General features: G+C 63.1%; 26 protein-coding genes and 1 pseudogene. 22 read left to right on the plus strand and 5 right to left on the minus strand.

Annotated features, from left to right (window positions below):
* Positions 1–371: helix-turn-helix domain-containing protein (locus FMN63_RS28415; protein ID WP_148587538.1), on the plus strand; the 371-nt coding region annotated here is incomplete at its 5' end.
* A 66-nt stretch (positions 372–437) separates the two neighbouring features.
* Here the strand turns inward: FMN63_RS28415 and FMN63_RS28420 are convergent.
* Positions 438–680: a WGR domain-containing protein gene (locus FMN63_RS28420; RefSeq protein ID WP_148587539.1), complete on the minus strand. Its 243-nt coding sequence runs from the start codon at positions 678–680 to the stop codon at positions 438–440.
* Between the two features lie 528 nt (positions 681–1,208).
* Here FMN63_RS28420 and FMN63_RS28425 point away from each other — a divergent pair.
* The 14 genes and pseudogenes from FMN63_RS28425 to FMN63_RS28490 all read left to right on the plus strand — a co-directional run bounded on the left by FMN63_RS28425 (position 1,209) and on the right by FMN63_RS28490 (position 14,354).
* A complete protein-coding gene (locus tag FMN63_RS28425) occupies positions 1,209–1,907 on the plus strand; it encodes an alpha/beta hydrolase (protein WP_148587540.1) in 699 nt (232 codons plus the stop codon).
* Between the two features lie 43 nt (positions 1,908–1,950).
* Positions 1,951–3,660, plus strand: coding sequence for a sensor histidine kinase (locus tag FMN63_RS28430; RefSeq protein WP_162530145.1), 1,710 nt, complete (start codon positions 1,951–1,953; stop codon positions 3,658–3,660).
* Entirely contained in the window at positions 3,657–4,265 is a 609-nt protein-coding gene (locus FMN63_RS28435; RefSeq protein WP_148587542.1) for a response regulator, read from the plus strand. The genes FMN63_RS28430 and FMN63_RS28435 overlap by 4 nt, the downstream gene beginning before the upstream one ends.
* Before the next feature lie 64 nt (positions 4,266–4,329).
* Positions 4,330–4,676 (plus strand): annotated as a pseudogene (locus FMN63_RS28440) (DDE-type integrase/transposase/recombinase); the annotation flags it as partial.
* Between the two features lie 184 nt (positions 4,677–4,860).
* Positions 4,861–5,727 carry a PaaX family transcriptional regulator C-terminal domain-containing protein gene (locus FMN63_RS28445; RefSeq protein WP_209001426.1) on the plus strand — a complete coding sequence of 289 codons (867 nt, stop codon included), beginning with the start codon at positions 4,861–4,863 and terminating at the stop codon, positions 5,725–5,727.
* 120 nt (positions 5,728–5,847) lie between these two features.
* Positions 5,848–7,053 carry a 3-oxoadipyl-CoA thiolase gene (gene pcaF / locus FMN63_RS28450; RefSeq protein WP_148587544.1) on the plus strand — a complete coding sequence of 402 codons (1,206 nt, stop codon included), beginning with the start codon at positions 5,848–5,850 and terminating at the stop codon, positions 7,051–7,053.
* 21 nt (positions 7,054–7,074) lie between these two features.
* On the plus strand, positions 7,075–8,073 hold the full coding sequence (gene paaA, locus FMN63_RS28455; protein WP_148587545.1) for a 1,2-phenylacetyl-CoA epoxidase subunit PaaA: 999 nt from the start codon (positions 7,075–7,077) through the stop codon (positions 8,071–8,073).
* A 24-nt stretch (positions 8,074–8,097) separates the two neighbouring features.
* Entirely contained in the window at positions 8,098–8,385 is a 288-nt protein-coding gene (paaB, locus tag FMN63_RS28460) for a 1,2-phenylacetyl-CoA epoxidase subunit PaaB (protein WP_148587546.1), read from the plus strand.
* Positions 8,385–9,239, plus strand: coding sequence for a 1,2-phenylacetyl-CoA epoxidase subunit PaaC (paaC, locus tag FMN63_RS28465; RefSeq protein WP_148587547.1), 855 nt, complete (start codon positions 8,385–8,387; stop codon positions 9,237–9,239). Before paaB ends, paaC begins: the two co-directional genes overlap by 1 nt.
* A 5-nt stretch (positions 9,240–9,244) precedes the next feature.
* Positions 9,245–9,766 carry a 1,2-phenylacetyl-CoA epoxidase subunit PaaD gene (gene paaD, locus FMN63_RS28470; RefSeq protein ID WP_148587548.1) on the plus strand — a complete coding sequence of 174 codons (522 nt, stop codon included), beginning with the start codon at positions 9,245–9,247 and terminating at the stop codon, positions 9,764–9,766.
* 65 nt (positions 9,767–9,831) lie between these two features.
* On the plus strand, positions 9,832–10,908 hold the full coding sequence (gene paaE, locus FMN63_RS28475; protein WP_148587549.1) for a 1,2-phenylacetyl-CoA epoxidase subunit PaaE: 1,077 nt from the start codon (positions 9,832–9,834) through the stop codon (positions 10,906–10,908).
* Complete coding sequence (locus FMN63_RS28480) at positions 10,898–11,650, plus strand: Phenylacetic acid catabolic protein (protein WP_148587550.1); 753 nt, start codon at positions 10,898–10,900, stop codon at positions 11,648–11,650. Before paaE ends, FMN63_RS28480 begins: the two co-directional genes overlap by 11 nt.
* Positions 11,651–11,667: 17 nt before the next feature.
* Positions 11,668–13,737: a phenylacetic acid degradation bifunctional protein PaaZ gene (gene paaZ / locus FMN63_RS28485; protein WP_148587551.1), complete on the plus strand. Its 2,070-nt coding sequence runs from the start codon at positions 11,668–11,670 to the stop codon at positions 13,735–13,737.
* A gap of 2 nt (positions 13,738–13,739) precedes the next feature.
* The gene (locus tag FMN63_RS28490) at positions 13,740–14,354 is read left to right on the plus strand and encodes a transferase hexapeptide repeat family protein (RefSeq protein WP_148587552.1); all 615 of its coding nucleotides are present in this window, start codon (positions 13,740–13,742) and stop codon (positions 14,352–14,354) included.
* Here the strand turns inward: FMN63_RS28490 and FMN63_RS28495 are convergent.
* The 4 genes from FMN63_RS28495 to paaG form a co-directional block, all read right to left on the minus strand.
* Positions 14,338–14,937, minus strand: coding sequence for a TetR/AcrR family transcriptional regulator (locus tag FMN63_RS28495; RefSeq protein WP_148587553.1), 600 nt, complete (start codon positions 14,935–14,937; stop codon positions 14,338–14,340). The two genes, FMN63_RS28490 and FMN63_RS28495, sit on opposite strands and share 17 nt — an antisense overlap.
* Before the next feature lie 88 nt (positions 14,938–15,025).
* Complete coding sequence (gene paaK / locus FMN63_RS28500) at positions 15,026–16,336, minus strand: phenylacetate--CoA ligase PaaK (RefSeq protein ID WP_148587554.1); 1,311 nt, start codon at positions 16,334–16,336, stop codon at positions 15,026–15,028.
* Positions 16,337–16,354: 18 nt separating this feature from the next.
* Entirely contained in the window at positions 16,355–16,813 is a 459-nt protein-coding gene (gene paaI / locus FMN63_RS28505) for a hydroxyphenylacetyl-CoA thioesterase PaaI (protein WP_209001427.1), read from the minus strand.
* Positions 16,814–16,815: 2 nt separating this feature from the next.
* Positions 16,816–17,610, minus strand: coding sequence for a 2-(1,2-epoxy-1,2-dihydrophenyl)acetyl-CoA isomerase PaaG (gene paaG / locus FMN63_RS28510; RefSeq protein ID WP_148587555.1), 795 nt, complete (start codon positions 17,608–17,610; stop codon positions 16,816–16,818).
* Positions 17,611–17,707: 97 nt separating this feature from the next.
* On the opposite strand from paaG, the gene paaN reads away from it, so the two are divergent.
* From paaN to FMN63_RS28545, 7 genes are all read left to right on the plus strand, one after another.
* Positions 17,708–19,354 (plus strand): phenylacetic acid degradation protein PaaN, encoded by a 1,647-nt coding sequence (gene paaN, locus FMN63_RS28515; RefSeq protein WP_148587556.1) that lies wholly within the window; start codon positions 17,708–17,710, stop codon positions 19,352–19,354.
* A gap of 50 nt (positions 19,355–19,404) precedes the next feature.
* Positions 19,405–20,550 (plus strand): ABC transporter substrate-binding protein, encoded by a 1,146-nt coding sequence (locus tag FMN63_RS28520; protein WP_148587557.1) that lies wholly within the window; start codon positions 19,405–19,407, stop codon positions 20,548–20,550.
* Positions 20,551–20,616: 66 nt separating this feature from the next.
* A complete protein-coding gene (locus FMN63_RS28525; protein ID WP_148587558.1) occupies positions 20,617–21,489 on the plus strand; it encodes a branched-chain amino acid ABC transporter permease in 873 nt (290 codons plus the stop codon).
* Positions 21,489–22,445 carry a branched-chain amino acid ABC transporter permease gene (locus tag FMN63_RS28530; protein ID WP_148587559.1) on the plus strand — a complete coding sequence of 319 codons (957 nt, stop codon included), beginning with the start codon at positions 21,489–21,491 and terminating at the stop codon, positions 22,443–22,445. The genes FMN63_RS28525 and FMN63_RS28530 overlap by 1 nt, the downstream gene beginning before the upstream one ends.
* Entirely contained in the window at positions 22,442–23,227 is a 786-nt protein-coding gene (locus FMN63_RS28535) for an ABC transporter ATP-binding protein (protein WP_148587560.1), read from the plus strand. Before FMN63_RS28530 ends, FMN63_RS28535 begins: the two co-directional genes overlap by 4 nt.
* A complete protein-coding gene (locus FMN63_RS28540) occupies positions 23,214–23,915 on the plus strand; it encodes an ABC transporter ATP-binding protein (RefSeq protein ID WP_148587561.1) in 702 nt (233 codons plus the stop codon). The genes FMN63_RS28535 and FMN63_RS28540 overlap by 14 nt, the downstream gene beginning before the upstream one ends.
* 1 nt (position 23,916) lies before the next feature.
* A complete protein-coding gene (locus FMN63_RS28545) occupies positions 23,917–25,875 on the plus strand; it encodes a 3-hydroxyacyl-CoA dehydrogenase NAD-binding domain-containing protein (protein WP_148587562.1) in 1,959 nt (652 codons plus the stop codon).
* Positions 25,876–25,941: the final 66 nt, after the last annotated feature.

Below are 25,941 nucleotides of genomic sequence, written 5' to 3' on the forward strand. Positions count from 1 at the left end.
ATCGGCTGAACCTATCCACCGGCTTGCGGAAATCCCCTTTCCGCTGGCGCCGCAAGGATCCGTTCCAGACACGCATCTCCGGCTTCCTCACCGGCTTTGAAAAAGCCGCCCAGGAAACCATGGATCAACTGGACCGGCTGTCGATCGCACAGGAGCAACTGGCGCGCCATTGCCAGGCGTGCCGAAGCCACTCCCGGCTGCCGGAGTTTGCGCAGATGTTCCTGTCCCGGCCGTTGGTAACCATTCCGATGGCGCGCCAGACCCTCGGCGTCACCGCCGCCGCCGTCGACCGCATGATCCGCCAGCTTGGCCCGGCATTGCCACGCGAGCTCACAGGCCGCGACAGATACAGGGCCTGGGGTATTCTGTGATTTCTGATTTAGTGATCTGTCAGAGGAAGATCCCATGAAACGTGGGATCAGGCGCCCGCCACTGCCTCACTGCGGACAATACCCGCGCCTGTGTTTTTGCGCTGCTATTTTCTGCTGATGTGCCAGAGCCAAAGTAACATCTGCAAAGAGATCCAGGCGCGTCCGTCCCCAGGTGCCCACACGTCCCCATGTCCGTCGCACAGCAAATCCGCCGAACAATGTCGGCTCGACGGACAGGTGGTAGAACCGGTTCATGTTCCGGGCGGGATCCACGCGTTTGAGCAGAAGAGGGGTGTCACCAGGCTCCATCCCCCAAGTCTCGAGGACTTCCGATCTGCGGTCCAATGAATCATTGGAATCAAAACGTGAGGAAAGATTCAAACGGATGATGTGTAACGGAGGTGGGGGTTGCAGGCCTGATGAGGTAGACAGCCTCCTGCCCCAGCACGTGAAGTGCCATGATGCAGTTGTAAGGAGCCGCAAAGAGGAGAGCTCTCCATCTTTTCAGGCCCCAACGAAAGAGACCTGCCGCCGTTCGGTTCATTTTGGCGGTTGTCACTTCTGTCTCTTGACGCATTCTCTATCTTGGGAGCCCCTAAGGTCGCAAGATCCAGCGCGTCTGGCTCGGTGGGAATTGCAGCCGATGGGCTGAAGAACGTTGATTTGTGGGTGTGTCGCAACTTACGCTGAGAGGCAGGATGCAGCGCGGAACGTAAAATTCCGGATTTTCGGAAAGACTTTGCCCAAAGGCAACCGAAACTCAATCCTAAGCCCCTAAAATAATTCACGAAAATCTCAACGCGGCTGTCTGGCACGGTTTCATCTAGGTGACATGCGATGCGCTCCTTCACAATAGATGTCTCACAACTTCAAACTTGGAAATGGCTGGAGGAAGACATCGTGTCGAAATTACCTTTTCTTTTGATTGCAGCGTATCTGTTCACGACGTTTGCCAGTTTTGCAGCAGACGTCGCCCCCCCGGAAAACCTTGTCACCAACGCTGACAGCGACCTCTATATGAGCGATGCCACCTACTTTCCGGCGCAGGGTGCAAAAGCGGTCGTGTGGGTTCCTGGCTTCATCTTCAACAAGGAGAGCTGGTTTCCGCTTGCAAAAACTCTTCAGGAAAAGGGTATTGCCTCTCTTGCAATCAGCGGCAAATCTGCGAACCACGTAAGGCACGCGATCCAGCAACTAGCCCGCCGTGGCCATCTGGAGGTTATTCTCGTCGGTGCCTCGAGTGGTGGCGAGGCTGTCTTGAACGCCATGGAGCAGGTCACGTCCGTTGCCGGAGTGAGGAAGGTCGTCCTGCTTTCACCAGTGCGAGGAAACCCGCTGGACGATTCCGAAGCTGAAAAACTCTTCATCGCGTCAAGCGACGAAAAAGCGATGGCCAATGTACAGCGGCTTTTCGATGGCTCGTTGGAGCCGAAGAGCCTTTATCCGGTGGAAGGCAAGGCACATGCGCAATTCTTGCTCTTTGGAGAAAACAAGGACAAGGTGTCATCAATGATCATTGAATTCATTGAGAAATAGCAACAACAGCGACATGAAGCAGCGTCCCGGCGCGGAAAGTTCTGTGCGTTCCGACAAGACAATCGCCCTCAACTTTACGAGAGCGATTGTCATTGTCCTGACCGCAGCTCTTGCAGGCGGCACCGCGGGGCTGATTAAGGGATACGCGGACGTTACCCGAAATGCCGAACTGAAGCTGGGATTGTTCGCACAGCAAACCGAAGGCCTGCTTGCGAAATACCGTCACATCCCGCTTTTCCTGGCGAGCCATCCGACAGTTGTCACTGCCACGATCAAGGAAACCGGATCCGTGGAACTCGATGACCTGTTACAGCAAACGGTCATTGCAACCAACGCCTTCGGGATTGTTCTGCTGCTCGAAGACGGAAAACCGCTGGCTCATGCTTCCCGAAGGATTTCCGGTCCCGCACCTTCAGAGGCAGGAGCAGAAAAAGCGATTGGGTCCTCCGGAATCCTGGCCTTGAAACGCCGGTTCACGCTGGACCGGCGCAGCGGAAAACGTCTTTACGAATTCGCCTTTGGAATACGCGACGTCGAAAAGGCGGAGACCGGCACGGTCGCGGTTTATGTCGATCTTGAAGATTTCGAGATCGGCTGGCGATCGCAGTCGGAACTAATCTTTCTGCAAGCGGACGATGGGACTGTCGTTGCCTCGAACGAGGCAGGGCTGCTGATGAAAAAAACGCCGGTCCAAGACGCGGCGATTTTGTCATTGCCCGGGACCTACAGGATCGGCGATTTGCCCGGCTTCTGGCTCGGCACCAACAAACAGTCTTTTGTCACCGGCACGCGGCTTTATGTTCTCAGTCCGGCGTCGTCACTTTTCAACTATTTCGTCTTTGGCGCGGTCTCGATCGCGGCGATTGCAGCGCTTTTCTTCACGACGTTTCGCTACCTGCAGATCCGAAGACATCTCATCTTGAGACGGCTGGACGAAGAACAGTCGGCGAAGGAGCTGCTCGAGCAAGCGGTGCAGGAGCGCACGCGGTCTCTGCGGGCGGAAATGGCCCAGCGGAAGGACGCGCAGGACCGCATGAGACGGCTGCAGGCAGAACTGGCCGAGGGGGAGAAATTGCGCGCGCTCGGCGAGATGTCGGTCACCATTAGCCACGAAATCAATCAGCCCCTGTTTGCCTTGGAGGCGCTGGTCGACACAATCCGGGTTGATCTGGCTGCAGACAACGACCGCTCTCACATTGGCCCCGAGATTGACCGGCTTTCCCAAATCGTCGACCGGATCGGTGATGTCGTGCGGAATCTGAGGGATTTTGCCCGCGATCCTGAGTTTGAGGTCGAGCAGGTAAATCTGCTTCAGTCGGTACGCGACTCCATCGAGCTGTTGGCCATACGGCTTTCGCGTGACGGTGTCGAAGTGGATCTGAAATCCCGGGAGGAGGAAGGGCCAATGGTTGCCGCCGAAACCGTGCGGCTGCAACAAGTCATTGTCAATCTGATGTCGAACGCCGCCGACGCGGCGAAAACGGCAAGGTGCCCGCGCGTGATCGTCGAAGTGGCCCGGGAGGAGCAGGAGGCGACCGTCGCCGTTCGGGATTTCGGTGCAGGTATCGAAAGGATCGAAAAGATCTTCGACCCGTTTTACACGACCAAGCCGACCGGTGAAGGTATGGGATTGGGGTTGTCGATTTCGGCGCGGATCGCAGCGGTGTTCGGCGGCCGTATCACGGCAGCGAATTGCAGCGGCGGCGGTGCCGAATTCACCTTGCATCTTCCGCTGAGGGAGCCCGAGTCATGACCGGGGTTCGCGTTCTTCTTGTCGATGACGACCGGGATGTCCGTGAAACGGTGGCAAGCCGCCTGAGGCAAGAACAGTTCGAAGTGATTTCCTGCACCTACTTCATCGAGGCAGCCGACCATCTTCATGTGCACTTCGAAGGGGTTGTGGTCTCCGATTTCCGCATGCCCGGCAAAGACGGCTTGTGGCTGTTGAACCATTGCCGTTCTGTTGACCCGGAACTGCCGGTAATAATGCTGACGGGCTATGCGGACCGCCGCTTCATTATCGACGCGATTTCCCTGGGTGCAGTCACTGTTCTGGAGAAACCATGTTCAATGAAGACGCTCATCGCCGAGATCCGGGCCGCAAATGACAGGCGCCTTTCTCGGCTGGAAGCCCGGTCGCGCAGGGCCAAGAGGCAGCTGCGCTCCTGGATCGGCAAAACACCAGAGGATGTCAGCCTTTCGGTTCAGATGCAGATGATCGAGAAAACGCTGATAGAAAAATCGCTGAAACGCCATGGCGGCGATATCGCGAATGTTATGAAAGAGCTGAACCTGTCGAAAAGTACTCTTTATGAACGCATGCGAAGGGCTGGTATCGACCCAAAGAAATTTCGCTAGGCAAGCGGGCCGGGCGTGTCGCAAAGCTTGTGAAGTTAACCACGCCTTGAGATTTGACTATTGAAAGAGCGCTCCTCTGCTGTCACCGGGCAAAATCGGCACAGATGGTGCCGGCATATTTTCTCCGGCCATCCAAGGTTCAGTTGACGGGGCCTGCTTGCTTCGGATCCGGTGCACCTTTTGACCAAGCATTTGCAACAGGGTACCGAGAGCGATCATTTCAGGGTGAAGAAGAACATGCCGAAAGTAGGCGGGTTCCGCTCGTTTATCTCAGCCAGAAAATCCATCGCCGGTTTTGAAGCCATGCTGTGGCTCAGGAAGGGTTTCGACTCTGACGGTCAGTGGAGCGTCCGCGAACAGAACGATCTGCTTGCGGTGCTCTTCGGAATTGAAAAAGGGAACGAAGCCTGAAAGTCGTTCCCAAAACGGCAGAAACCTGCCCGAACGCAAAAGTTTCGACACGCCTATTGGGCGTCGGCCCTATTTTAAGCACACCATATTCCATTTAACGATGTTATATGTGATGCTTTTGATGTGACGTCTCTCTTTGAGGGCCAGACAGGTACCGAGAGCGATAATGTGGGAACTGGGACGCATGACAATGGATACAGGGACAGTCCTCGCGGATGCGCCGCGCGCGCCCGCCTTCATCGTGACCATCTACGGCGATGTGGTGGAGCCGCGCGGGGGCATGCTTTGGATGGGCACCTTGATCGACTGCTGTGCCGCGCACGGTCTGAGCGAAAGTCTTGTGCGCACCGCCATGTCCCGGCTTGTGGCGGCAGGGCGTCTGGAAGGGGTGCGGGTCGGGCGGAAAAGCTACTACCGGCTCTCCGAGGCCGCTCGGGATGAGTTTCACGCAGCGGCAAAGCTCCTGTTTCGACCGACGCCCGCGACAAAGGGCTGGTTGATTTGTTTGTCAGAAACCTCTTTCGATCAAGAACTTGCCGACGGCTGGGTCCGGTTTTCGCCGACAGTTGCCCTTGCGCCGGACCGCCCGGATGTGACGCGGATGGACGGCGTTCTGATGGCGGCCCGGCATTTGGGCGGATACGGCGATTTGCGGGCTCTGGCGTGGGACAAATGGGGGCTTGAGGCGGTCGCCGCGGCCTATGACAGATTTCAGGACCGCCATGGGTGGCTGATGTCTCGGCTCGCGGGGGAGACCCCGTTTCCCTCAAAGGACGCGCTGGATCTGCGCTTGCGCCTTGTCCACGATTACCGTCTCGCGGCGCTCAATGACCCGAGGCTACCAGAAGACGCCTGTCCGCCGGACTGGCCTGCGGACCGGGCGCGTCAGCTTTTCGTGCGTGCCTACGTCGGCCTGTCCGCGCCCGCGGACCGCTACGTCGGAGAGGTTTTTCTTAGCAATGACGGGGCCTTGCCCACGCAGAGCGCCGGGAGCGAGCGGCGTCTGATCCAGCTGAATCAAGAGATCGCCGCGTGGGCGGAAAACGGCTGATCACTCAAAGCATCACGTAAAATCGAATAAATCACTTAACACGTGCTGTTTTGAGTGTTATATGTCTGACCGAACGGTCGGCCTATGGTTCGGCGGGAGAGTTCTGAGGGAGGAAACTTGATGGCTGACGCCTTTATCTGCGACGCGGTCCGCACACCCATCGGGCGCTACGGCGGGGCCTTGTCCGGCGTACGCACCGACGATCTGGCCGCAGTGCCGCTGGCCGCGCTGGTCGCACGCAACGGGTCTGTCGACTGGGAAAGCGTGGACGACATCATTTATGGCTGCGCCAACCAGGCGGGGGAGGACAACCGCAACGTCGCGCGGATGGCGGGGCTGCTGGCCGGTCTGCCGATTGAAGTGCCGGGCACGACGGTCAACCGGCTGTGCGGGTCGGGCATGGATGCCATCGGCCTTGCGGCGCGCACGATCCGCGCGGGCGATGGTGACCTGCTCCTGGCGGGCGGTGTCGAGAGTATGAGCCGCGCGCCCTTCGTGATGGCCAAGGCGACCTCTGCCTTTTCGCGCAACGCCGAGATGTATGACACGACCATCGGCTGGCGGTTCAAGAACCCCAAGCTGAACAAGGCTCACGGCACACATTCGATGCCCGAAACCGCCGACAACGTGGCCGCCGACTACGGCATCAGCCGCGCCGATCAGGACGCCTTTGCCGCACGGTCCCAGGCGCGGTGGGAAGCGGCGCAGGCCGCAGGTGTCTTCGCCGAAGAGATCGTCCCTGTTACAATCCCGCAGCGCAAGGGCGATCCAAAAGTCGTCGATACCGACGAACATCCGCGCCCCGGCACCACGGTTGAGGATCTCGCGCGGCTGCGCGGCGTGAACGGGCCGGATCTGAGCGTGACGGCTGGCAACGCCTCTGGCGTGAACGACGGGGCGGCTGCGGCGATCATCGCCTCCGAGGCCGCGGCGCAGAAGAACGGGCTAACCCCGCAGGCGCGTATCGTCGCCATGGCGGCGGCGGGGGTGCCCCCGCGCGTGATGGGCATGGGGCCGCTGCCCGCGACGCTCAAGGTGCTGGGACTGGCTGGTCTGACGCTCGACCAGATGGACGTGATAGAGTTGAACGAGGCCTTTGCCGCTCAGGGTCTGGCCGTGATGCGCGAGCTGGGCCTGCCCGATGATGCGGCCCATGTGAATATGAACGGCGGGGCCATAGCGATGGGCCATCCACTGGGCATGTCGGGGGCGCGGCTTGTGCTGACCGCCGCCCGGCAACTGCATCGCACGAATGGCCGCTATGCCCTGTGCACCATGTGCGTGGGCGTGGGGCAGGGGATCGCGATGATCCTCGAACGCACTTAATTCTTTTCAGGAGGAGCGGACATGTACGCACAGATGGTCAAATCGGAAGGCATGAAGTCTCTGGAAGAGATGAGCCCCGAAGAGCGCGCCTTTCAGGAGCGGATCGACGCGAACGAGAAGATCGAACCGAAGGAATGGATGCCCGAGGGCTATCGCAAAACCCTGATCCGTCAGATCGGCCAGCACGCGCACTCTGAAATCGTGGGCCAGCTGCCAGAGGGCAATTGGGTGACCCGCGCACCCACGCTGGAGCGCAAGGCGATCCTTTTGGCCAAGGTGCAGGACGAGGCGGGGCATGGGCTCTACCTCTATTCAGCGGCCGAGACGTTGGGCGTCACCCGTGACGAGCTGACCGAAAAGCTCCTGTCGGGCGACATGAAGTATTCGTCGATCTTCAACTATCCAACGCTGACCTGGGCCGATATGGGCGCGGTGGGCTGGCTGGTCGACGGGGCGGCGATCATGAACCAGGTGCCGCTGCAGCGGACCTCTTACGGGCCTTATAGCCGCGCGATGATCCGTATCTGCAAGGAGGAAAGTTTCCACCAGCGGCAGGGCTTCGCCATCATGATGAAGATGGCGAACGGGACGCCCGAGCAGAAGGAAATGGCGCAGGACGCGCTCAATCGCTTCTGGTTCCCGGCGCTGATGATGTTCGGGCCCTCGGATGCGGATTCGGTTCACTCCGCGCAGTCGATGGCCTGGAAGATCAAGATGAACACCAATGACGAGCTGCGTCAGAAGTTCGTCGACGAGACCGTGCCGCAGGCAGAGTTCCTGGGCCTGACCGTCCCGGACAAGACGCTCGCCTGGAACGAGGAAAAGGGCGGCTACGACTTTGCCGAGCCGGACTGGAACGAGTTCTTCGAGGTGATCAAGGGCAACGGCCCATGCAACGAGGAACGTCTGAGCGCACGGCAAAAGGCGTGGAGCGAGGGCGCGTGGTTCCGCGAGGGGCTGACCGCCTACGCCGACAAGGCCGCGTCGCGCCGCGCGGCAGCACAGATGGCCGCCGAATAACCGGGATCAAAGGGAGGATATGGCATGAGCAAGAAAGAATGGCCGCTCTGGGAGATTTTCATCCGGGGCCAGCACGGATTGAACCACCGCCACGTGGGCAGCCTCCACGCGCCGGACGCCGAAATGGCGATCCGCAACGCGCGCGATGTCTACACACGCCGCAAGGAGGGTGTCTCGATCTGGGTCGTACCGAGCGCACAGATCACCGCGTCGAGCCCCTCTGAGAAAGGGCCGATGTACGACCCCGCCGAAAGCAAGGTGTACCGTCATCCGACGTTCTACGACATTCCTGACGAAGTGGGGCACATGTAATGCCGTCGCTTCCCGATGCCGCAACGCCGGACGCCGCCGCTCTCGCCAAACAGGCCGCGGCGCATCAATCCCACGATCCGCATGTCGCGGACGTTGACCTGCAACCTGCCTTGTTTGATTGGCTGTGCCGGATGGGAGACAATTCCCTGGTCCTCGGTCACCGCTTGTCGGAATGGTGCGGGCACGGTCCCGCGCTGGAAGAGGACATCGCGCTGGCCAATACTGCGCTCGACCTGATCGGGCAGACGCAAATGTGGCTGGCGCTCGCCGGCGAGGTCGAGGACGCGGGACGCACCGCCGACGATCTGGCCTATCTGCGCGACACGAGCAAGTTCCGCAATCTGAAGCTGGTCGAACTGCCGAACGACGATCTGGCGGTGACCCTGATGCGCGGGTTCCTGTTCGATGCGTTCCATTTCGAGCTGCTGAAAGAACTGGCCGGCTCGTCCAGTCCGCGCGTGGCCGAGATCGCCGCCAAGGCGCTGAAGGAAGTGTCCTATCACCTCGAACGCTCTTCGGATCTGGTGGTGCGGCTGGGCGACGGCACGACCGAAAGCCACGAGCGGATGCAGGCCGCTCTGAACCGACTCTGGCCCTATACCGGAGAGATGTTCAAAGCGGACGGCGTGGACGAGGCTGTGGCCGAGGCCGGGATTGCGCCGAAGCTGTCGGACGTGCTGCCAGTCTGGCAGCGGACGGTGGACGATGTTCTCTCCGAGGCGACGTTGGCCAAGCCCGACCGCAAGTTCGACGCACAGACCGGCGGCAAGCAGGGACGCCACACAGAGCATCTGGGCTTTCTTCTGGCCGAGATGCAGTTCCTGCAGCGCGCCTATCCCGGCGCGAGCTGGTAAAGCCGATGACGACGCTTTTGCCATCGACCGATCAGGTCTGGGACTGGCTCTCCGAGGTGCCCGACCCCGAGATCCCCGTGGTCTCTGTTACGGATCTGGGCATCGTGCGCGAGGTGCGTTGGGACGAAGGCACGCTGGTGGTGGCCGTTACGCCCACCTACTCGGGCTGTCCCGCGACCGCCGTGATCGACCTGATGATCGAGACGCACCTGCGTGAGAAGGGTATCGACGATCTGCGGCTGGAACGCCGTCTCTCGCCGCCCTGGACCACCGACTGGGTCAGCGAGGAAGGCCGCGACAAGCTGCGCGCCTATGGCATTGCGCCGCCTGTTGACGGCACCGCCTCAGACGGCATGACGGCGGGCCGCGCGGCACGGTTGTCGGGCAAGTCGAACCTCGTGATCGTCTGCCCACGCTGCGGATCGAACCAGACTGAGAGGGTCAGCCAGTTCGGCTCGACCCCCTGCAAGGCCAGCTACCGCTGTCGCGACTGCCTGGAGCCTTTCGACTACTTCAAGTGCCACTGAGCCACTTCGGTGCCCCTACGGGGCATCGCCGACGCATTGCCTATCCAGACAGGAGGAGGTCTGACATGCCCCGTTTCCATCCCCTAGAGGTGACCGACATCCGGCGCGAGACCCGCGACGCCGTTGTCCTCACGCTGACGCCGCGGCCCGAGGACGCGGCGAATTTCGAATTCACCCAGGGCCAGTACCTGACCTTTCGCCGCGATTTCGACGGCACCGAACTGCGGCGGTCCTATTCGATCTGCGCCGGCAAGGACGAGGGCGCGCTCAAGGTCGGCATCAAGCGCGTCGACGGCGGGGCCTTCTCGACCTGGGCCAACGAAGACCTGAAACCCGGCGACACGCTGGACGCGATGGTGCCGCAGGGCCGGTTCTTCACCCAGATCGACCCAGCCAGCACCAAGTCCTACCTTGGCTTTGCCGGCGGGTCGGGCATCACGCCGGTTCTGTCGATCATCAAGACCACGCTGGCGCGGGAACCGAATGCCAGTTTCACGCTGGTTTACGCCAACCGCCAGACCTCTTCGATCATGTTCCGCGAGGAGCTGGAGGATCTCAAGAACACCTATCTCGGGCGCTTCTCCGTTATCCACATCCTCGAAAGCGAAGGGCAGGAGATCGACCTCTTCACCGGGCGCATCGACGCCGAGAAGATGGAAATGCTGTTCCGCCTCTGGATCGACGCCGAAACCGTCGACACCGCCTTCATTTGCGGCCCCGAGCCGATGATGTTGACCATCGCCGAAAGCCTGCGCCAGGCGGGGCTGAGCGACGCGCAGATCAAATTCGAACTTTTTGCCTCGTCTCAGCCGGGCCGCGCGAAAAAGCGCGCCGTCTCGCAACAGGCCGCCGCTGCGGGCACGAGCTGCGAGGTGTCGGTGACGCTCGATGGCACGACCCGCACGTTCCAGATGCCGAAAGACGGCACCGCCGTGCTGGACGCTGCGATCGAGAACCATATGGACGCGCCGTATTCCTGCAAGGCGGGTGTCTGTTCGACCTGCCGCGCCAAGGTGCTGGAAGGCGACGTCGAGATGGAGATCAACCACGCGCTCGAAGACTACGAGGTGCGCGCCGGCTACGTGCTGTCGTGCCAGTGCATTCCGCTCTCTGACAAGGTGGTGCTCAGCTATGACGAATGATTTCGACACCATGACCATGGGTGACTACCTCGCACAGGGGGGAAAGCTGACTTCGCCCGAGAATGTGCCGCCGCGCTACCGGGGTGAATTGCTGCGGCTGATGTCGTCTTTCGTTGACAGCCAACTGGCCGCCTCGGCGGGCTTCGCCGGGGCGATCAACTGGGCGCCCGGCATCAAGTCCCGGATCGCCGCCAGCCGGATCACGCTGGAAAAGGCCGACCACGCCGAACGGGTGCTGGACCTGATGGAAGGTTTTGGCACCGACGCGGCGCTCTATGAGCGGGCGCACGATTGGGCGGCGCGCGAACCTCGCGACAGCACATTGGAGGCCAAGCGCCATGGCGGCGACATGCGCCTGTCGGTCTTTCACTACCCGCTGACCGGCTGGACCGACGCGGTGGTGATGAACGTACTCATGGGGCTCGCGACGCAGCACGCGGTGGGCGAGCTGACGCAGTGCTCTTACCAGCCTCTGGCCGATGTGTTGCGCGATCTGCTGCCGCGCGAACGGCGGCACATGGAACTGGGACTCGAAGGGCTGGAGCGGATCGGCGCGACGGAGGAGGCGAAGACCTCGGTCGCCTATTGGATGCCGCGTGTGGCCGAGACCTTTGGCCCGGCGCAGTCCGACAGGTTTGAACGGCTCAAGGCGATGGGTCTGCGCCGCACCGACAATGAAACGCTGCGCACTGCGTGGCGCGCCGAGGCAGAGCGCACGCTCTTTGCCCTCGGTCTGACCTGAACCGAAAGGACAAGCAGATGCTGGATACCGGACGCACCGCGCGCCGCCTCGAAAGCTATGTGCAAGGCGCCTGGCGCGCCGGAGAGGGTGACGGCAAACCGCTTGCCAATGCCGCTACCGGCGAAGTGCATGCCTACATCGGCTCCGAGGGCCTCGATTTCGCAGGCGCGCTTGACTGGGGCCGCGACGTTGGCGGTCCCGCCCTGCGCGCGCACACCGTGCATGAACGCGCGTTGATGCTGAAGTCCATCGGCCTCAAACTGATGGAAATGAAGGGTGAGTTCCACGCCGAAAGCCTTGCCACAGGGGCCACGCCAAAGGACGCCTGGCCCGATATCGACGGCGGGATCGGCACGCTTTTGACCTTTGCCTCGGTGGCGCGGCGCGAGCTGCCCAATGCCAAGGTGATCCCCGAGGGGGCTGTGGAGCCGCTGTCCAAGGATGGCAGCTTTGTCGGCCAGCACATCCTCGTGCCGATGCGGGGCATTGCCATTCACATCAACGCCTTCAACTTCCCGGTCTGGGGGATGCTGGAAAAGATCGCGCCCGCGCTGATTGCCGGGATGCCGTGCCTTGTGAAGCCCGCGTCCTCGACCGCCTATGTGACTGAACTGGTGGTGCGGCGCATTCTTGAGATGGGCATCCTGCCGGACGGCGCGTTGCAGCTCGTCTGCGGCGGAGTGGGCGACATGCTGGATCATGTCACCGGTCAGGATGTGGTGACCTTCACCGGCTCTGCCTCCACCGGGCGTAAGCTGAAGGCACACCCGGCGATTGTCGAAAACGCCACGCGCTTTACGATGGAGGCGGACAGCCTCAACGCCGCGATCCTCGGCCCCGATGCGGGTCCCGACACGCCGGAGTTCGATCTGTTCGTGCGCGAAGTGCACCGCGAGATGACGACGAAGGCGGGTCAGAAATGCACCGCGATCCGGCGCGTCATCGTGCCGAAAGCGCTGGAACAGGACGTCATCGCGTCCCTGTCCGAGCGGCTGGCGAAAACGCCTGCGGGCCTGCCCGATCTGCCCGAGACCCGGCTGGGCGCGCTGGCCTCGATCGGCGACCGCGACGGCGTGCGCGAGAAGATCGCAGAGATCGCGAAAGAGGCCGAGATCGTCTTTGGCGATCCGAATACCGTCAAGGTGGCCTCGGGCGATGCCGAGAAGGGCGCGTTTCTGAACCCGGTGCTGCTACGCTGTCCCGATCCGATGACCGCCAATGCCCCGCATGAGGTCGAGGCCTTCGGCCCGGTCGCGACGGTGATGGGCTATGACGGGATCGACGAGGCGGTCACGCTGGCGATGAAAGGAATGGGGTCGCTGGTGTCGTCGGTCTTCACCAATGACGAAGACGTCGCCGCCAAACTGGTGCTGGGCATCGCACCCTTCCACGGGCGCGTGATGCTGGGCAACCGGGACAGCGCCAAAAGCTCGACCGGGCACGGGTCGCCTATCGCGACGCTGATCCACGGTGGACCGGGGCGCGCAGGTGGCGGCGAAGAGATGGGCGGCATGCGCGGTGTGAAGCACTTCATGATGCGCACCGCCGTGCAGGGGACGCCAAGGCTTCTGTCGGCTGTAACGGGCAACTGGGTGTCGGGCGCCCCGGCAGAGCAGGGGACACATCCGTTCCGCAAATCTCTGGCCGAACTCAACATCGGCGACCAGCTGCTGACCGACAGCCGCGTGGTCAGCAAGGAAGACGTCGAGCATTTCGCGGAGTTCACCGGCGACACCTTCTACGCCCACATGGACAGCGAAGCGGCCAAGGCAAACCCGTTCTTCGAGGATCGCGTCGCGCACGGCTACCTGATCGCCTCTTTCGCGGCGGGTTTGTTCGTACAGCCCGATCCGGGTCCGGTGCTGGCGAACTACGGCGTCGACAACCTGCGGTTCCTGACCCCGGTCTATTTCGGCGACAGCCTTCAGGTGCAGCTGACCTGCAAGCAGATCAACCCACGCGAGGGGACGGTATACGGCGAGGTCCGCTGGGACTGCCGTGTCACCAACCAGCGCGACGAGGTCGTTGCACAATACGACGTTCTGACCATGGTGGCCAAAAGCTGGCCGCTGCCGGACGAGGGCTGAGCGTGGCGATCTGGTCTTGGGACGGCGTGGTGCCGGTGGTGGCGACGTCGGCCTTCGTCCACCCGGACGCCACGCTGATCGGCGACGTGATCGTGGGGGCAGGCTGTTACGTCGGCCCCGGCGCGGTCCCGCGCGGCGATTTCGGGCGTGTCACGCTGGAGGCGGGCTCGAACGTGCAGGAGACCTGCGTCGTCCACGCCTTTCCGGGCAAGGACGTTCTGGTCGAGGAACGCGGCCACGTCGGGCACGGGGCGGTGCTGCACGGTTGCATCATCGGTCGCAATGCGCTGGTGGGGATGAATGCCGTCGTCATGGATGAGGCGCGGATTGGCGAGAACAGCATCCTCGGTGCTGCGGCTTTCGTCCCGGCGGGGGTCGAGATCCCGGCGGGGGTCATGGCCGTCGGCGCTCCTGCCAAAGTGTTGCGGGATCTGACGGAGAAGGAAATCGACTGGAAGTCGCGCGGCACGGATATCTATCGGCAGCTGGCCGTCGATGCGAAGACGAAACTGGCCCCCGCGCAGCCGCTGACAGAGGTCGAGGCGAACCGCCGCCGGGTGACGGCGCCCAACTACGATCCTCTGGTGGTCGAACGTGCGGCTAGCGAACGCCCTTGATCCCTTCGAGAATCAGGGTTGTCGCGATGCTGGCGTAATCTTCACGGCTGATCTTTCCGCCTTCGCGGAACCACATGTAGACCCAGTTCATCATCCCGAAGAGTGACATGGTCACGGGCATCAGCAGCGGCCGCTCGGGCGTGTCCAGATGCGGGTGCATCCGCGAAATTACTTTCGAGAAATGTCCAACGATCCGGCGTTCGATGGCCGTGACCTCGCGCTTTTGCTCGTCCGACAGGGCGGGCCCTGCGTTCAACTGAACCTTGTGCTGATCGTCGGCGCCCTTGTAGGCGTCGAGCACCGTCATCACCAACCGCTCCAATCGGTCGCGCGGGGACAGCGTCTCGTCACCGGCCTGGTCGAGCGCGGCATCGACCTCTTCCAGATGTGTCTTGATGATCGCGAAGATCAGCGCACCCTTGGACGGATAGTAGTGGTAGAGCAGCGACTTGGAGACCCCAGCCTCGGCGGCGATCTGCGACATGGAAGCCTTCTCCATGCCTTGGGTCGCGAAGACATGCGCGGCCGTCAGCAGCAGGCTGTGCTGCTTTTCCTCGAAGTCTTCGGCGCGGGTTCTGGCCATGGGTTAGCGTGCTCCTTGCTGTCCGGCGGTCGCAGGTGGACGGCCCCTTCTACCCGCCGGACGGCGTTTTATCCAGCCTGTCGCCGGATCACGACTTGGGACGGTTGTCGACGACGCGCTTGGCCTTGCCTTCAGAGCGCGCGACGGTTTCGGGGTCGTGCACCTCGATCTTTGTCGACACGCCGACCACCGATTTGATGTGATGCGACAGTTCCCTGGCGGATGCGTCGCGGGCGTCGCTGTCGGAGCGGGCGGGTGTGCTTTCGACATGCACGGTCATGACGTCCATCCGGCCCTTGCGCGACAGCTCGATCTGGAAATGCGGGGCAAGCCCCTCGCATTTCAGGATCTGCTCCTCGATCTGGGTCGGGAAGACATTGACGCCGCGCAGAATGATCATGTCGTCGCTGCGCCCGGTGATCTTTTCGATGCGCCGCATTGACCGCGCGGTGCCCGGCAGGATGCGGGTCAGATCGCGGGTGCGGTAGCGCACCATCGGCAGCCCTTCTTTGGTGAGCGTGGTGAACACCAGTTCGCCCATCTCGCCGTCGGGCAGCACCTCGCCCGTGGCGGGGTCAATGATCTCGGGGTAGAAATGATCCTCCCAGACATGCAGCCCGTCTTTGGTTTCCACGCATTCCTGCGCCACGCCCGGGCCCATGACCTCGGACAGGCCATAGATGTCGACCGCGTGCATGTCGAAGGCCTGTTCGATTTCCTCACGCATGGCATTGGTCCAGGGTTCGGCCCCGAAGATGCCGACCTTGAGCGAGCTCTCGCGCGGATCGATGCCCTTGGCCCGGAATTCATCCAGGATCGACAGCATGTAGGACGGTGTCACCATGATGATCTGCGGCTGGAAATCCTGGATCAACGTGACCTGCCGTTCGGTCATCCCGCCGGAAATCGGCACCACGGTACAGCCCAGACGTTCCGCTCCGTAATGCGCGCCAAGCCCGCCGGTGAACAGCCCGTAGCCATAGGCCACATGGCAGATGTCCCCCTTACGTCCCCCGCCCGCGCGGATCGAACGGGCGACGAGGTCGGCCCAATTGTCGATATCGTTTTGCGTATAGCCGACGACCGTCGGCTTGCCGGTGGTGCCGGACGAGCCGTGGATGCGCACCAGATCCTGCCGCGGGGTGGCGAACATGCCGAACGGGTAGGTGTCGCGCAAATCCTGTTTCAGCGTGAAGGGAAACTTGGCGAGGTCGGCCAGCGTCTTGAAGTCGTCGGGATGCGCGCCGTAGTCGTCGAACTGCTTTTTGTAGAACGGAGAGTTGTCGTAGGCGTGGCGCAGCGACCAGGCCATGCGCTTTTCCTGCAGGGCCGAGATTTCGTCGCGGCTGGCGATCTCGATGGGATCGAGAATGTCTTTCGTGGGGCTCAGGTCTGTCATCGGTTCCTCCCATAATGATCACTGTGCCGCGGATTGGTCCGTCAGCATGGGTGTGTTGAGTGTCCGCGCGTGTCCGCGGAATTCTGCGATGACCGTCCCGTCCTCCCGGGTGATCGTCACATCGTAGATGCCGGAACGGCCCTTGCGCGACACCTCGCGCGCGCTGGCCGTCAGCCTGTCCCCCAGGGCTCCCGGGGTGATGTAGGTGACCGAGCAGTGCTGCGCGACGGTCACCGCGTTGTAGGTGTTGCAGGCAAAGGCAAAGGCGCTGTCGGCCAGCGTGAACAGGTAGCCGCCGTGGGCATTGCCGTGGCCGTTGGTCATGGCCTTGGTCAGGGTCATCAGAATCGTCGCCTGACCGGGGGCCACATGGGTCAGATCCATGCCAAGCTGCTGGGACGCAGTGTCGGTCGACCACATCTGCGCGGCGCAGGCCTCGGCCAGTTCTTGCGGGGTCATCATGTCGGGGTCGGCCATGATCATTTACCCTTGAAACCGGGCGCGCGTTTTTCGAGGAAGGCCGCCACACCTTCTGCGTAGTCGTCTGAATAGCCTGCCTTGCGCTGGCAGTCCCGTTCGCGGTCGAGGTGAGTGTCCAGGTCGTTGGTCGCCGCTTCCTGAATCAGCACCTTGGTCAGTCCCAACCCGACGGTCGGCCCGGCGGCAAGTTTGGCGGCAAGTGTCCGGGCCTCGTCCATCAGGGCGTCGTCGTCGATCGCCTTCCAGATCAGGCCCCAGTCGGCGGCAGTGTCCGCCATCAAGGGCTCAGCCGTCATGGTTAGCGCTTTGGCGCGTGGCTCGCCCAAAATGCGGGCCAGCGACCAGCTGCCGCCCGCATCAGGGATCAGCCCGATCTTGGAAAAGGCCTGAATGAATTTCGCCGATTTTGCAGCCAGAACGATGTCGCAAGCAAAGGCGATGTTGGCACCTGCACCGGCTGCGACGCCGTTCACGGCACAGACGACAGGTTTGTTCAAAGCGCGAATCTTCCGCAGGAGCGGGTTGTAGAAGGTCTCGATCGTGTGGCCGAGGTCGGGCTTCGGTCCGCCCTTGCGCGGATCGCGATCGCCCAGATCCTGCCCCGCGCAGAATCCGCGCCCCGCGCCGGTGATCAGAACGGCACGAATATCTGCGTCGTTGTGCGCGCGCTCGATCTCGGCCCGCAGGGCGAGGTGCATCTCTTCATTGAAAGAATTCAGCTTGTCCGGGCGGTTCAGCGTCAGCGTCAGAACGCCGGAGTCCTGCTCGGACAGGATGGTTTGCGATGTGGTCATTTGGTCCTCCAAGGCCCTCTCTCCCAGGACGTCGTAAATAATGCTTGCATAAACCGACCGGACGGTCAATCATTACGTTCAAGCTTTGGGAGGAGCCATGACAGATTTTTTTACCCACCACCGCGCCCTTCTTGACGACGCCCTGACAGCGTTGACGACGCGCAAATTCTGGACCCCGTTTCCCGAGATCCCAAGCGGCAAGCTCTACGGGGAAACCGCGCGCGGGGATGGCGAGTCTGCGTGGCAGGCACTGCTGGGCAAGCCGTTCGATCTGCCGGACCACCCAGGGATTGGGCGCGTCGGAGCCGAGGTCTCGCCCTGGGGACTGGACTTGGGGATCACCTATCCAGCCGCCGATCCCGATACATTGATTGCCGCCGCCGAGGGGGCCGCAAGCGCCTTTGCGGAAGCCGGGGTTGAGCGGCGCGTCGGCGCGCTGCTGGAAGCGCTGGTGCGGCTCAACCGGATGAGCTTTCTGCTGGGCCACGCCACGATGCACACCACGGGGCAGGCCTTTGCCATGGCCTTTCAGGCGGGCGGACCGCATGCGCAGGATCGCGGCCTGGAGGCCGTCGCCGTGGCCTACGCCGAGTTGACCCGCTACGCCCGTGATGCGGTCTGGGAAAAGCCGCAGGGCAAACACGCGCCGCTGGTCATCGAAAAGCACTGGACATTGGTGCCGCGCGGCCCCGCCCTGACCATCGGCTGCAACACCTTTCCGACATGGAACGGCTATCCGGGGCTGTTCGCCAGCCTCGCCACCGGCAATCCGGTGATCGTCAAGCCGCACCCGCGCGCGATCCTGCCGCTCGCGCTGACCGTGCGTGTGCTGCGAGAGGTCCTGGCCGAGGCGGGGCTGCCCGCCGACGCGGTCGTGCTGGCCGCCGACGCGCCGGGCGAGGAAATCACCAAGACCCTCGTGGCGGACGACCGGATCGCCATGATCGACTACACCGGTTCGACGGCGTTTGCCGACTGGATCCGTGCCAACACCAGCGCGCTGGTCTTCACCGAAGAGGCCGGGGTGAACTCGGTCACGATCACCGGCACCGACGATTTTGACGGCATGTGCGCCAATCTGGCGTTTTCGCTGTCGCTCTACTCCGGGCAGATGTGTACCTCGCCGCAAAACCTCTACGTCCCGAAGGACGGGATCGAGACTGACGCGGGCCACAAGAGCTTTGACGCCGTGGCAGAGGGGATCAAGGCCGCGATCGACGCGCTCCTGTCGGACCCCGACCGGGCCGCGGGTGTCTGCGGGACCATCGTAAACCCCGACACGCTGAAACGCGTCGAGGCCGCACGCGGGGCAGGGCGGGTGCTTCGCGACAGCGCCGAGACGGGCAAAGGCCGCAGCGCCACGCCGCTGATGTGTCTGGCCGAAGGCGAGAGCGGTCCGCAGGACGATGAATGCTTTGGCCCCGTCTCTTTCGTTGTGCCCTGCGACAGTGCCGAGGACGCCATCGCGCGGGCCGCAAACATCGCGCGTCGCAAGGGAGCGATTACGGCAGCCCTTTACGCCACGGACGAGGCGCTGATCGACAGGGCAGCACGGGCCTTTGCGCAGGCGGGGGTGAACCTGTCGGTGAACTTGACCGGCAACATCTACGTCAACCAGTCGGCGGCCTTTTCCGACTTTCACGTCACCGGCGCGAACCCGGCCGGCAATGCCAGCCTGACCGATACCGCCTTCGTCGCCCCGCGCTTTCGGCGGGTGATGATCCGCAGGCCCAAGACCGCCTGACAGGCCGCCTATCAGGCCGACATTCGACAATCACACTGGGAGGAACCACCATGCTTAAAACCACCACGGCCATCGTCACACTCGCTGCCCTTGCCGGTCTCACCGGGGCCGCGCAGGCCGAAATCCGGCTGGGCGCAAGCCTTTCGGCCACCGGGGGGGCCGCCTTTCTCGGCGATCCCGAGGCCAAGACCATCGAGATGCTGGTCGAGCAAATGAACGAAGCCGGCGGCATCGACGGCGAAGAGATCGCGCTGACGCTTTATGACGACGGCGGCGATCCCAACAAGGCGCGCACATTTGCCACCCGCTTGGTCGAGGACGACGAGGTCGTGGCGATCATCGGCGGCTCGACCACCGGCACCACCATGTCGATCCTGTCCGTCGCCGAAAGCGAGGGGATCCCGTTCATTTCTCTGGCGGGGGCGATCTCGATCATCGATCCGGTGCGCGACTATGTCTTCAAGACCCCTCATACCGACCGGATGGCCTGCGAGAAGATCTTTACGGACATGCAGGCGCAGGGGATCACGAAGGTCGGCATGATTTCCGGCACCGACGGCTTCGGTGCCTCAATGCAGGCGCAATGCAAGGAGGTCGCGGGCGACTACGGGGTCGAGATCGTGGCGGATGAGACCTACGGGCCGCAGGACGCCGACATGACCCCGCAGCTGACGCGCATCCGCAACACCGACGGCGTACAGGCGGTTCTGAACCCCGGCTTCGGCCAAGGCCCGGCCATCGTCACCCGCAACGTGGCGCAGCTGGGTTTCGACGTGCCGCTCTACCAAAGCCACGGGGTTGCCTCAAATGCCTTCATCGAGCTGGCAGGTGCCGATGCCGCCGAGGGCGTGCGCCTGCCGGGCACCGCGCTGCTGATCGCCGACAGCCTGAGCGAGGACGATCCGCAATACGATGTCGTGACCTCTTACACGACGGCCTACAGGGACGCCTACGGGCAGGAAACCTCGACCTTCGGGGGCTACGCGCATGACGCCTTTGCGCTGATGGTCGACGCGATGAAGCGGTCCAGCGACCCGGAGGACCCGCAGGCGATCCGCGATGCGCTTGAAGAGACCAACGGCCTTGTAGGCACCACCGGAACCTACAGCTTCTCGCCCGAGGATCACCTGGGCCTCGACCTCAGCGCCTTCCGGATGCTCGAGGTCAAGGACGGCGGCTGGCAGCCCGTCGAGTAACTCTCCCGGGCTTCGGGGGGACCTCTCCCGAAGCCCCCGTCTCCATCGCATCTACTGGAGCCAAAAATGGACGCCCTGCTACAATTTCTGTTCTCCGGCCTGACCGTGGGTGCTGTCTATGCGCTCGTGGCTCTGGGGTTCACGCTGATCTACAACGCCTCCGACGTGGTGAACTTTGCCCAGGGCGAATTCGTCATGCTGGGCGGGATGATCACGGTTTTCGCCTATCAGGCCGGTGTGCCGCTGCTGCTGGCGGCGACTCTTGCCATCCTGATCACCGCCGCCTTGGGCGTCGCGCTGAACAAGCTGGCGATCGAGCCCGCGCGGGGCGCACCGGTGGTGTCGCTGATCATCATCACGATCGGGGCCTCGATCCTGATCCGGGGTGCGACACAGCTGATCTTCGACAAGCAGCTGCACCGCTTCCCGGCCTTTTCGGGCGACGATCCGATCCGCGTGATGGGGGCCACGATCCTGCCGCAAAGCCTGTGGGTGCTGGGCGGCGCATTGGCGGTTTTCGCGGTCCTCTGGGTGTTCTTTAGCCGCACGCTGACCGGCAAGGCGGTGCTGGCCACGGCGAACAACCGGGTCGCAGCACAGCTGGTTGGCATCAATACCGGCTGGATCATGACACTGTCCTTCGGTTTGTCAGCGGCCATCGGGGCCTTTGCGGGCGTGCTGGTCACTCCGATCACACTGGTCAGCTACGACGTGGGCGTGACCCTGGCGCTGAAAGGCTTCGCTGCCGCGATGCTGGGCGGCATGGGCACCCCCAAGGGCGCGCTGGTCGGCGGGCTGCTGCTGGGCTGCCTGGAGGCCCTGACGGCGGGCTACCTCAGCTCGCAATACAAGGAAGCGGTCGCCTTCATCGTTATCCTCGGCACGCTTTTCGTGATGCCGCAGGGTCTGTTCGGCGCAAAAACGACGGAGCGTGTGTGATGGCCGGTCGAAGGAAATGGATATCCTTGGCCGTGCTGTCGGCGCTCATAGTGCTGCTGCCGCTGGTCTTCCCCTCGGGCTATTACTACCGCGTCGGTGCGCTGGTCTTCGTCAATGCGTTGTCGGTGGTGGGTCTGGTGATCCTGATCGGCTACGCCGGGCAGATCAGCCTTGGGCACGCGGGCTTTGCCGGGATCGGCGCTTATGCCTGCGCGCTGGCACCCGAGCATCTGGGCCTGCATCCACTGCTCGCACTGGTGCTGGGGGCCGCGATCTCGGCGGCGATGGCCGCGCTGATCGGACGCCCGATCCTCAGGCTGAAAGGGTACTACCTCGCCGTGGCGACGCTGGGTTTCGGCATCCTCGTGTCGATGGTGCTAACCAATGAACGCGCGCTGACGGGCGGCCCCGACGGAATGGTCGTCTCCGATCCCGGTCTGCGCAGCCTGCTGCGCGATATGGGCTGGCGGGTGTCGGGTGGAGAGTTCTGGTACGGCGCCTCGGGCTTTGTGCTGCTGGTGGGCGCGTGGCTTGCGCTGAACCTGTACGACAGCCCCACGGGGCGGGCGATGCGCGCGCTGCACGGGTCAGAGGTCGCGGCCGCCACGGTCGGCATCGACGTGCCCCGGCAAAAGCTGCGCGCCTTCGTGATCTCGGCGGTCTACGCCTCGGTCGCGGGCTCGCTGCTGGCGCTGCAGAACGGATACATCACGCCGGATGTCGCGGGCTTCATGCATTCGGTCGAGATGGTGACGATGGCGGTACTGGGCGGTGTCGGCTCGGTCTTGGGGGCGACCTTCGGGGCGGCGATCCTGACGCTGTTGCCGCAGGTTCTGACGGTGTTCGCCGAATATGAACAACTGGTGCTGGGCCTCGTCATGGTGCTGGTGATGATCTTCATGCCCCAGGGGCTGCTGCCTTCGATAGCGCAGCGCCTGAAAGGGAGGAACAAATGAGCCTTCTGGATGTGAATGGCCTTGGAATTAGCTTCGGCGGGCTTAAGGCCGTCGACGATGTCAGCTTCGCCGTCAAACCCGGAGAGATCGTGTCGGTCATCGGGCCGAACGGCGCGGGCAAGACGACGCTCTTCAACATGATCTCGGGGATCTACCTGCCCGGGCGCGGGTCGGTCTCACTCATCGGGACCGACGTGACCGGCACGGCCCCGAACCGGCTGGCCGAGATGGGCCTGTCGCGCACCTTCCAGAACCTGCAGATCTTTCAGGAGATGACGGTACTCGACAACGTGCTGGCGGGCTATCACCTCAGCGAGCGCGGGTCGGTGCTGGCGGACCTTCTGTCGCTGCCGGGGATGCGCCGCCGGGCGAGCCAGGCGCGGGCCGGCGCAATGAAACTCCTGAACCGCGTGCGGCTGGACGAAAAGGCGGACGAGATTGCGGGCAACCTCAGCTACGGCGCGCTCAAGCGGCTGGAAATCGCGCGGGCGCTGGCGCTTGACCCGAAGATCCTGCTGCTGGACGAACCTGCGGCGGGCTGCAACGCGGTCGAAACCGAAGAGATCGACCATCTGATCGCCGAACTGGCCGCGCAGGGCATCGCTATCCTGCTGGTGGAACACGACATGAAGCTGGTGATGCGCATCTCGAACCACATCGTGGTGCTGGATCATGGCCAGAAGATCGCCGAGGGCGACCCGGCAACCGTCTCGCGCGATCCGGCGGTGATCGCCGCCTATCTTGGCACCGAGTACAAGGAGCCCGCCCATGTTGACGGTTGAAGGGGTGCGCTCGTGCTACGGGCGGATCGAGGTGCTGCACGGCATCGACCTGGAGGTCCGCACGGGAGAGATCGTGACCGTGGTGGGCGCCAACGGCGCGGGCAAGACGACTTTGCTGAAATGCCTTTCCGGCACCCAGCCCATCAGCGACGGCACGATCACCTTTTGCGGCGAAAGCTTTGCGGCAGTGCCGGCCCACAAGCGCCTGTCACACGGCCTGGCCCAATCGCCCGAGGGGCGGCAGATCTTCACCAATCTCTCGGTCGAAGAGAACCTGCGTCTGGGCGCGTTTCTCTATGCTGACGACCGGGTGCAAAGCGACATGGACGATGCCTTTGCCATGTTTCCGATCCTCAAGGAAAAACGCAACCTCGCCGCTGGGGGCTTGTCGGGCGGGCAACAGCAGATGCTGGCCATCGCCCGCGCGCTGATGGGCCGCCCGCAGTGCCTGCTGCTGGACGAGCCGTCGATGGGCCTGGCCCCCCTGCTGGTCGCACAGATCTTCGACGTGGTGAAATCGCTGAAAGCGCGCGACGTGACCGTCCTGCTGGTCGAGCAGAACGCCTTTGGTGCGCTCAAGATCGCCGACCGCGGCTACGTGATGGAAACCGGGCGGATCACGATACAAGGCCACGCGCCGGACCTTATCGCCGATCCACGGATCAGAGAAGCTTACCTGGGAATTTGACATGACACGTCTGACACTTCGCATGGATGGCGACATTGCTGTCGTCACGCTGGACAATCCGCCCGTCAACGCGATCTCCGAGGCTGTCCGAAAGGGGTTGGTCGAAATGGTCGACCGGCTCGACGCCGACGATACCGTGCGCGCCGTGGTGCTGATCTGCGCCGGGCGGACCTTCATCGCGGGTGCGGATGTGCGCGAATTCGGCAAAACGCCGGTAGAGCCGCACCTGCCCGACGTGGTGGACCGGATCGAGGCCGCGCAAAAACCCTGGGTCGCGGCGATCCACGGCACGGCGCTTGGCGGAGGGTTCGAGATCGCAATGGGCTGCCGCTTCCGCGTGGCGCTTGGCAGCGCGAAGGTCGGCTTGCCGGAGGTCAACCTTGGGATCATTCCCGGCGCGTCCGGCACGGTCCGCACACCACGCCTTGCGGGAGTCGAGTTTGCGGTCGACCTGGCAACCGGCGGCAAGCCCGTGTCCGCTGCCCGTGCTCTGGATGCCGGACTGCTGGACCTTGTGATCGGAAATGATCTTGAAGCCGCCGCGATCGACTTCGCCAGACAGGCGCTGGACGCTGACCTGCCGCAGCCGGCATCACAGATCCCGCTGGAACCGATGCCCGATGCGTTTTGGCAGGCATCGCGGACGTCCGCCGCAGAGGCCGGGCATCAGGCCCCGTTGCGCGCGCTCGACTGCATCCGCTTTGCGACGGAACACGACTTCGCCGCTGCGATGGCCCACGAGCGCAAGACCTTTCTGGATTTGCGCGCCTCGGAGGAGGCCGCCGCTCTGCGCCACGTCTTTTTCGCCGAACGCGCGGCCCCGAAGCCTGAGGTGCTGACAGGGGTCGAGCCGCGACAGATCAAGACGGTGGGCATCGTCGGGGGTGGCACGATGGGCGCCGGGATCGCCGCCGCCTGCCGCGAGGCGGGGATGCGGATCGTCCTGATCGAACGCGATGACGAGGCCGTCGCGCGGGGGATGCAAAACATCGACAAAATCTTTACTGGTGGTGTGAAGCGCGGCAAGCTGAGCGAAGCGGACCGCGCCGACCGCATGGCAGGGGTGCAGGGCAGCACCGACTACGCCGCGCTTGCACAGGCCGACATGGTCATTGAGGCGGTCTTTGAAGAGATCGGCGTCAAGCGTGCGGTCTTCGAGCGGCTCGGTCATTTCTGCCGGGCCGATGCGGTGCTGGCGACCAATACCTCGTATCTCGATCCCCGCGACATCGCGACAGGCCTTCCGCACCCCGAGCGTTTCATCGGCCTGCATTTCTTCAGCCCCGCCCACATCATGAAACTGCTCGAAATCGTGCCCACCCCCGACACCGCGCCCGACGTGCTGGCAACGGGATTTGCGCTGGGACGCGCGCTGAAAAAGATGCCCATTCAAGCCGGTATCTGCGAAGGGTTCATCAGCAACCGGATTCTCAAACGCTACCGCGCCGAGGCCGAGGCGCTGGTGAAAAAAGGCGTACCGATTCCCGAGATCGATGCCGCGATGCGCGATTACGGCTTCAAGATGGGGCCCTTCGAGGCGCAGGACCTGGGCGGCCTGGACATCGCCTTCCTGCAGCGCGAAGGAGCCCGCGACGCCGGGCAGAAGGTGCCCGAGACGTTGGGCGACATCCTCATGCGGGCAGGGCGCAAGGGGCAGAAAACCGGGGGCGGTTGGTATGATTACGCCGACGGCGACCGGACCCCGCAGCCGTCGGACACCACGACAGCATTGCTGGCGCCCCACGTGTCCGCAGACGGGCAGGGGCCGTCGCTCCGCCCCGACATCGCCCGGCATCTTGTCGCGACGATGGCCGCGGAAGGAGAGGCCATCCTCAACGAGGGCATAGCGCAGGCCCCCGAGGACATCGATCTGGTGGAAATCCACGGTTACGGCTTTCCCCGCTGGAAAGGCGGGCCGATGTTCGCCAGCCGCGACCGCGCCTCCGGGGGAGCTGCCTGATCGCCATCAAGGCTTTGCGCGATACGCCGATTGATCTGAAACAGCGGCCGGCGCTTTTTCGTTCCC

It is taken from the genome of Stappia sp. BW2 (assembly GCF_008107695.1).
In the GTDB taxonomy this organism is placed as follows: Bacteria; Pseudomonadota; Alphaproteobacteria; order Rhizobiales; family Stappiaceae; genus Roseibium.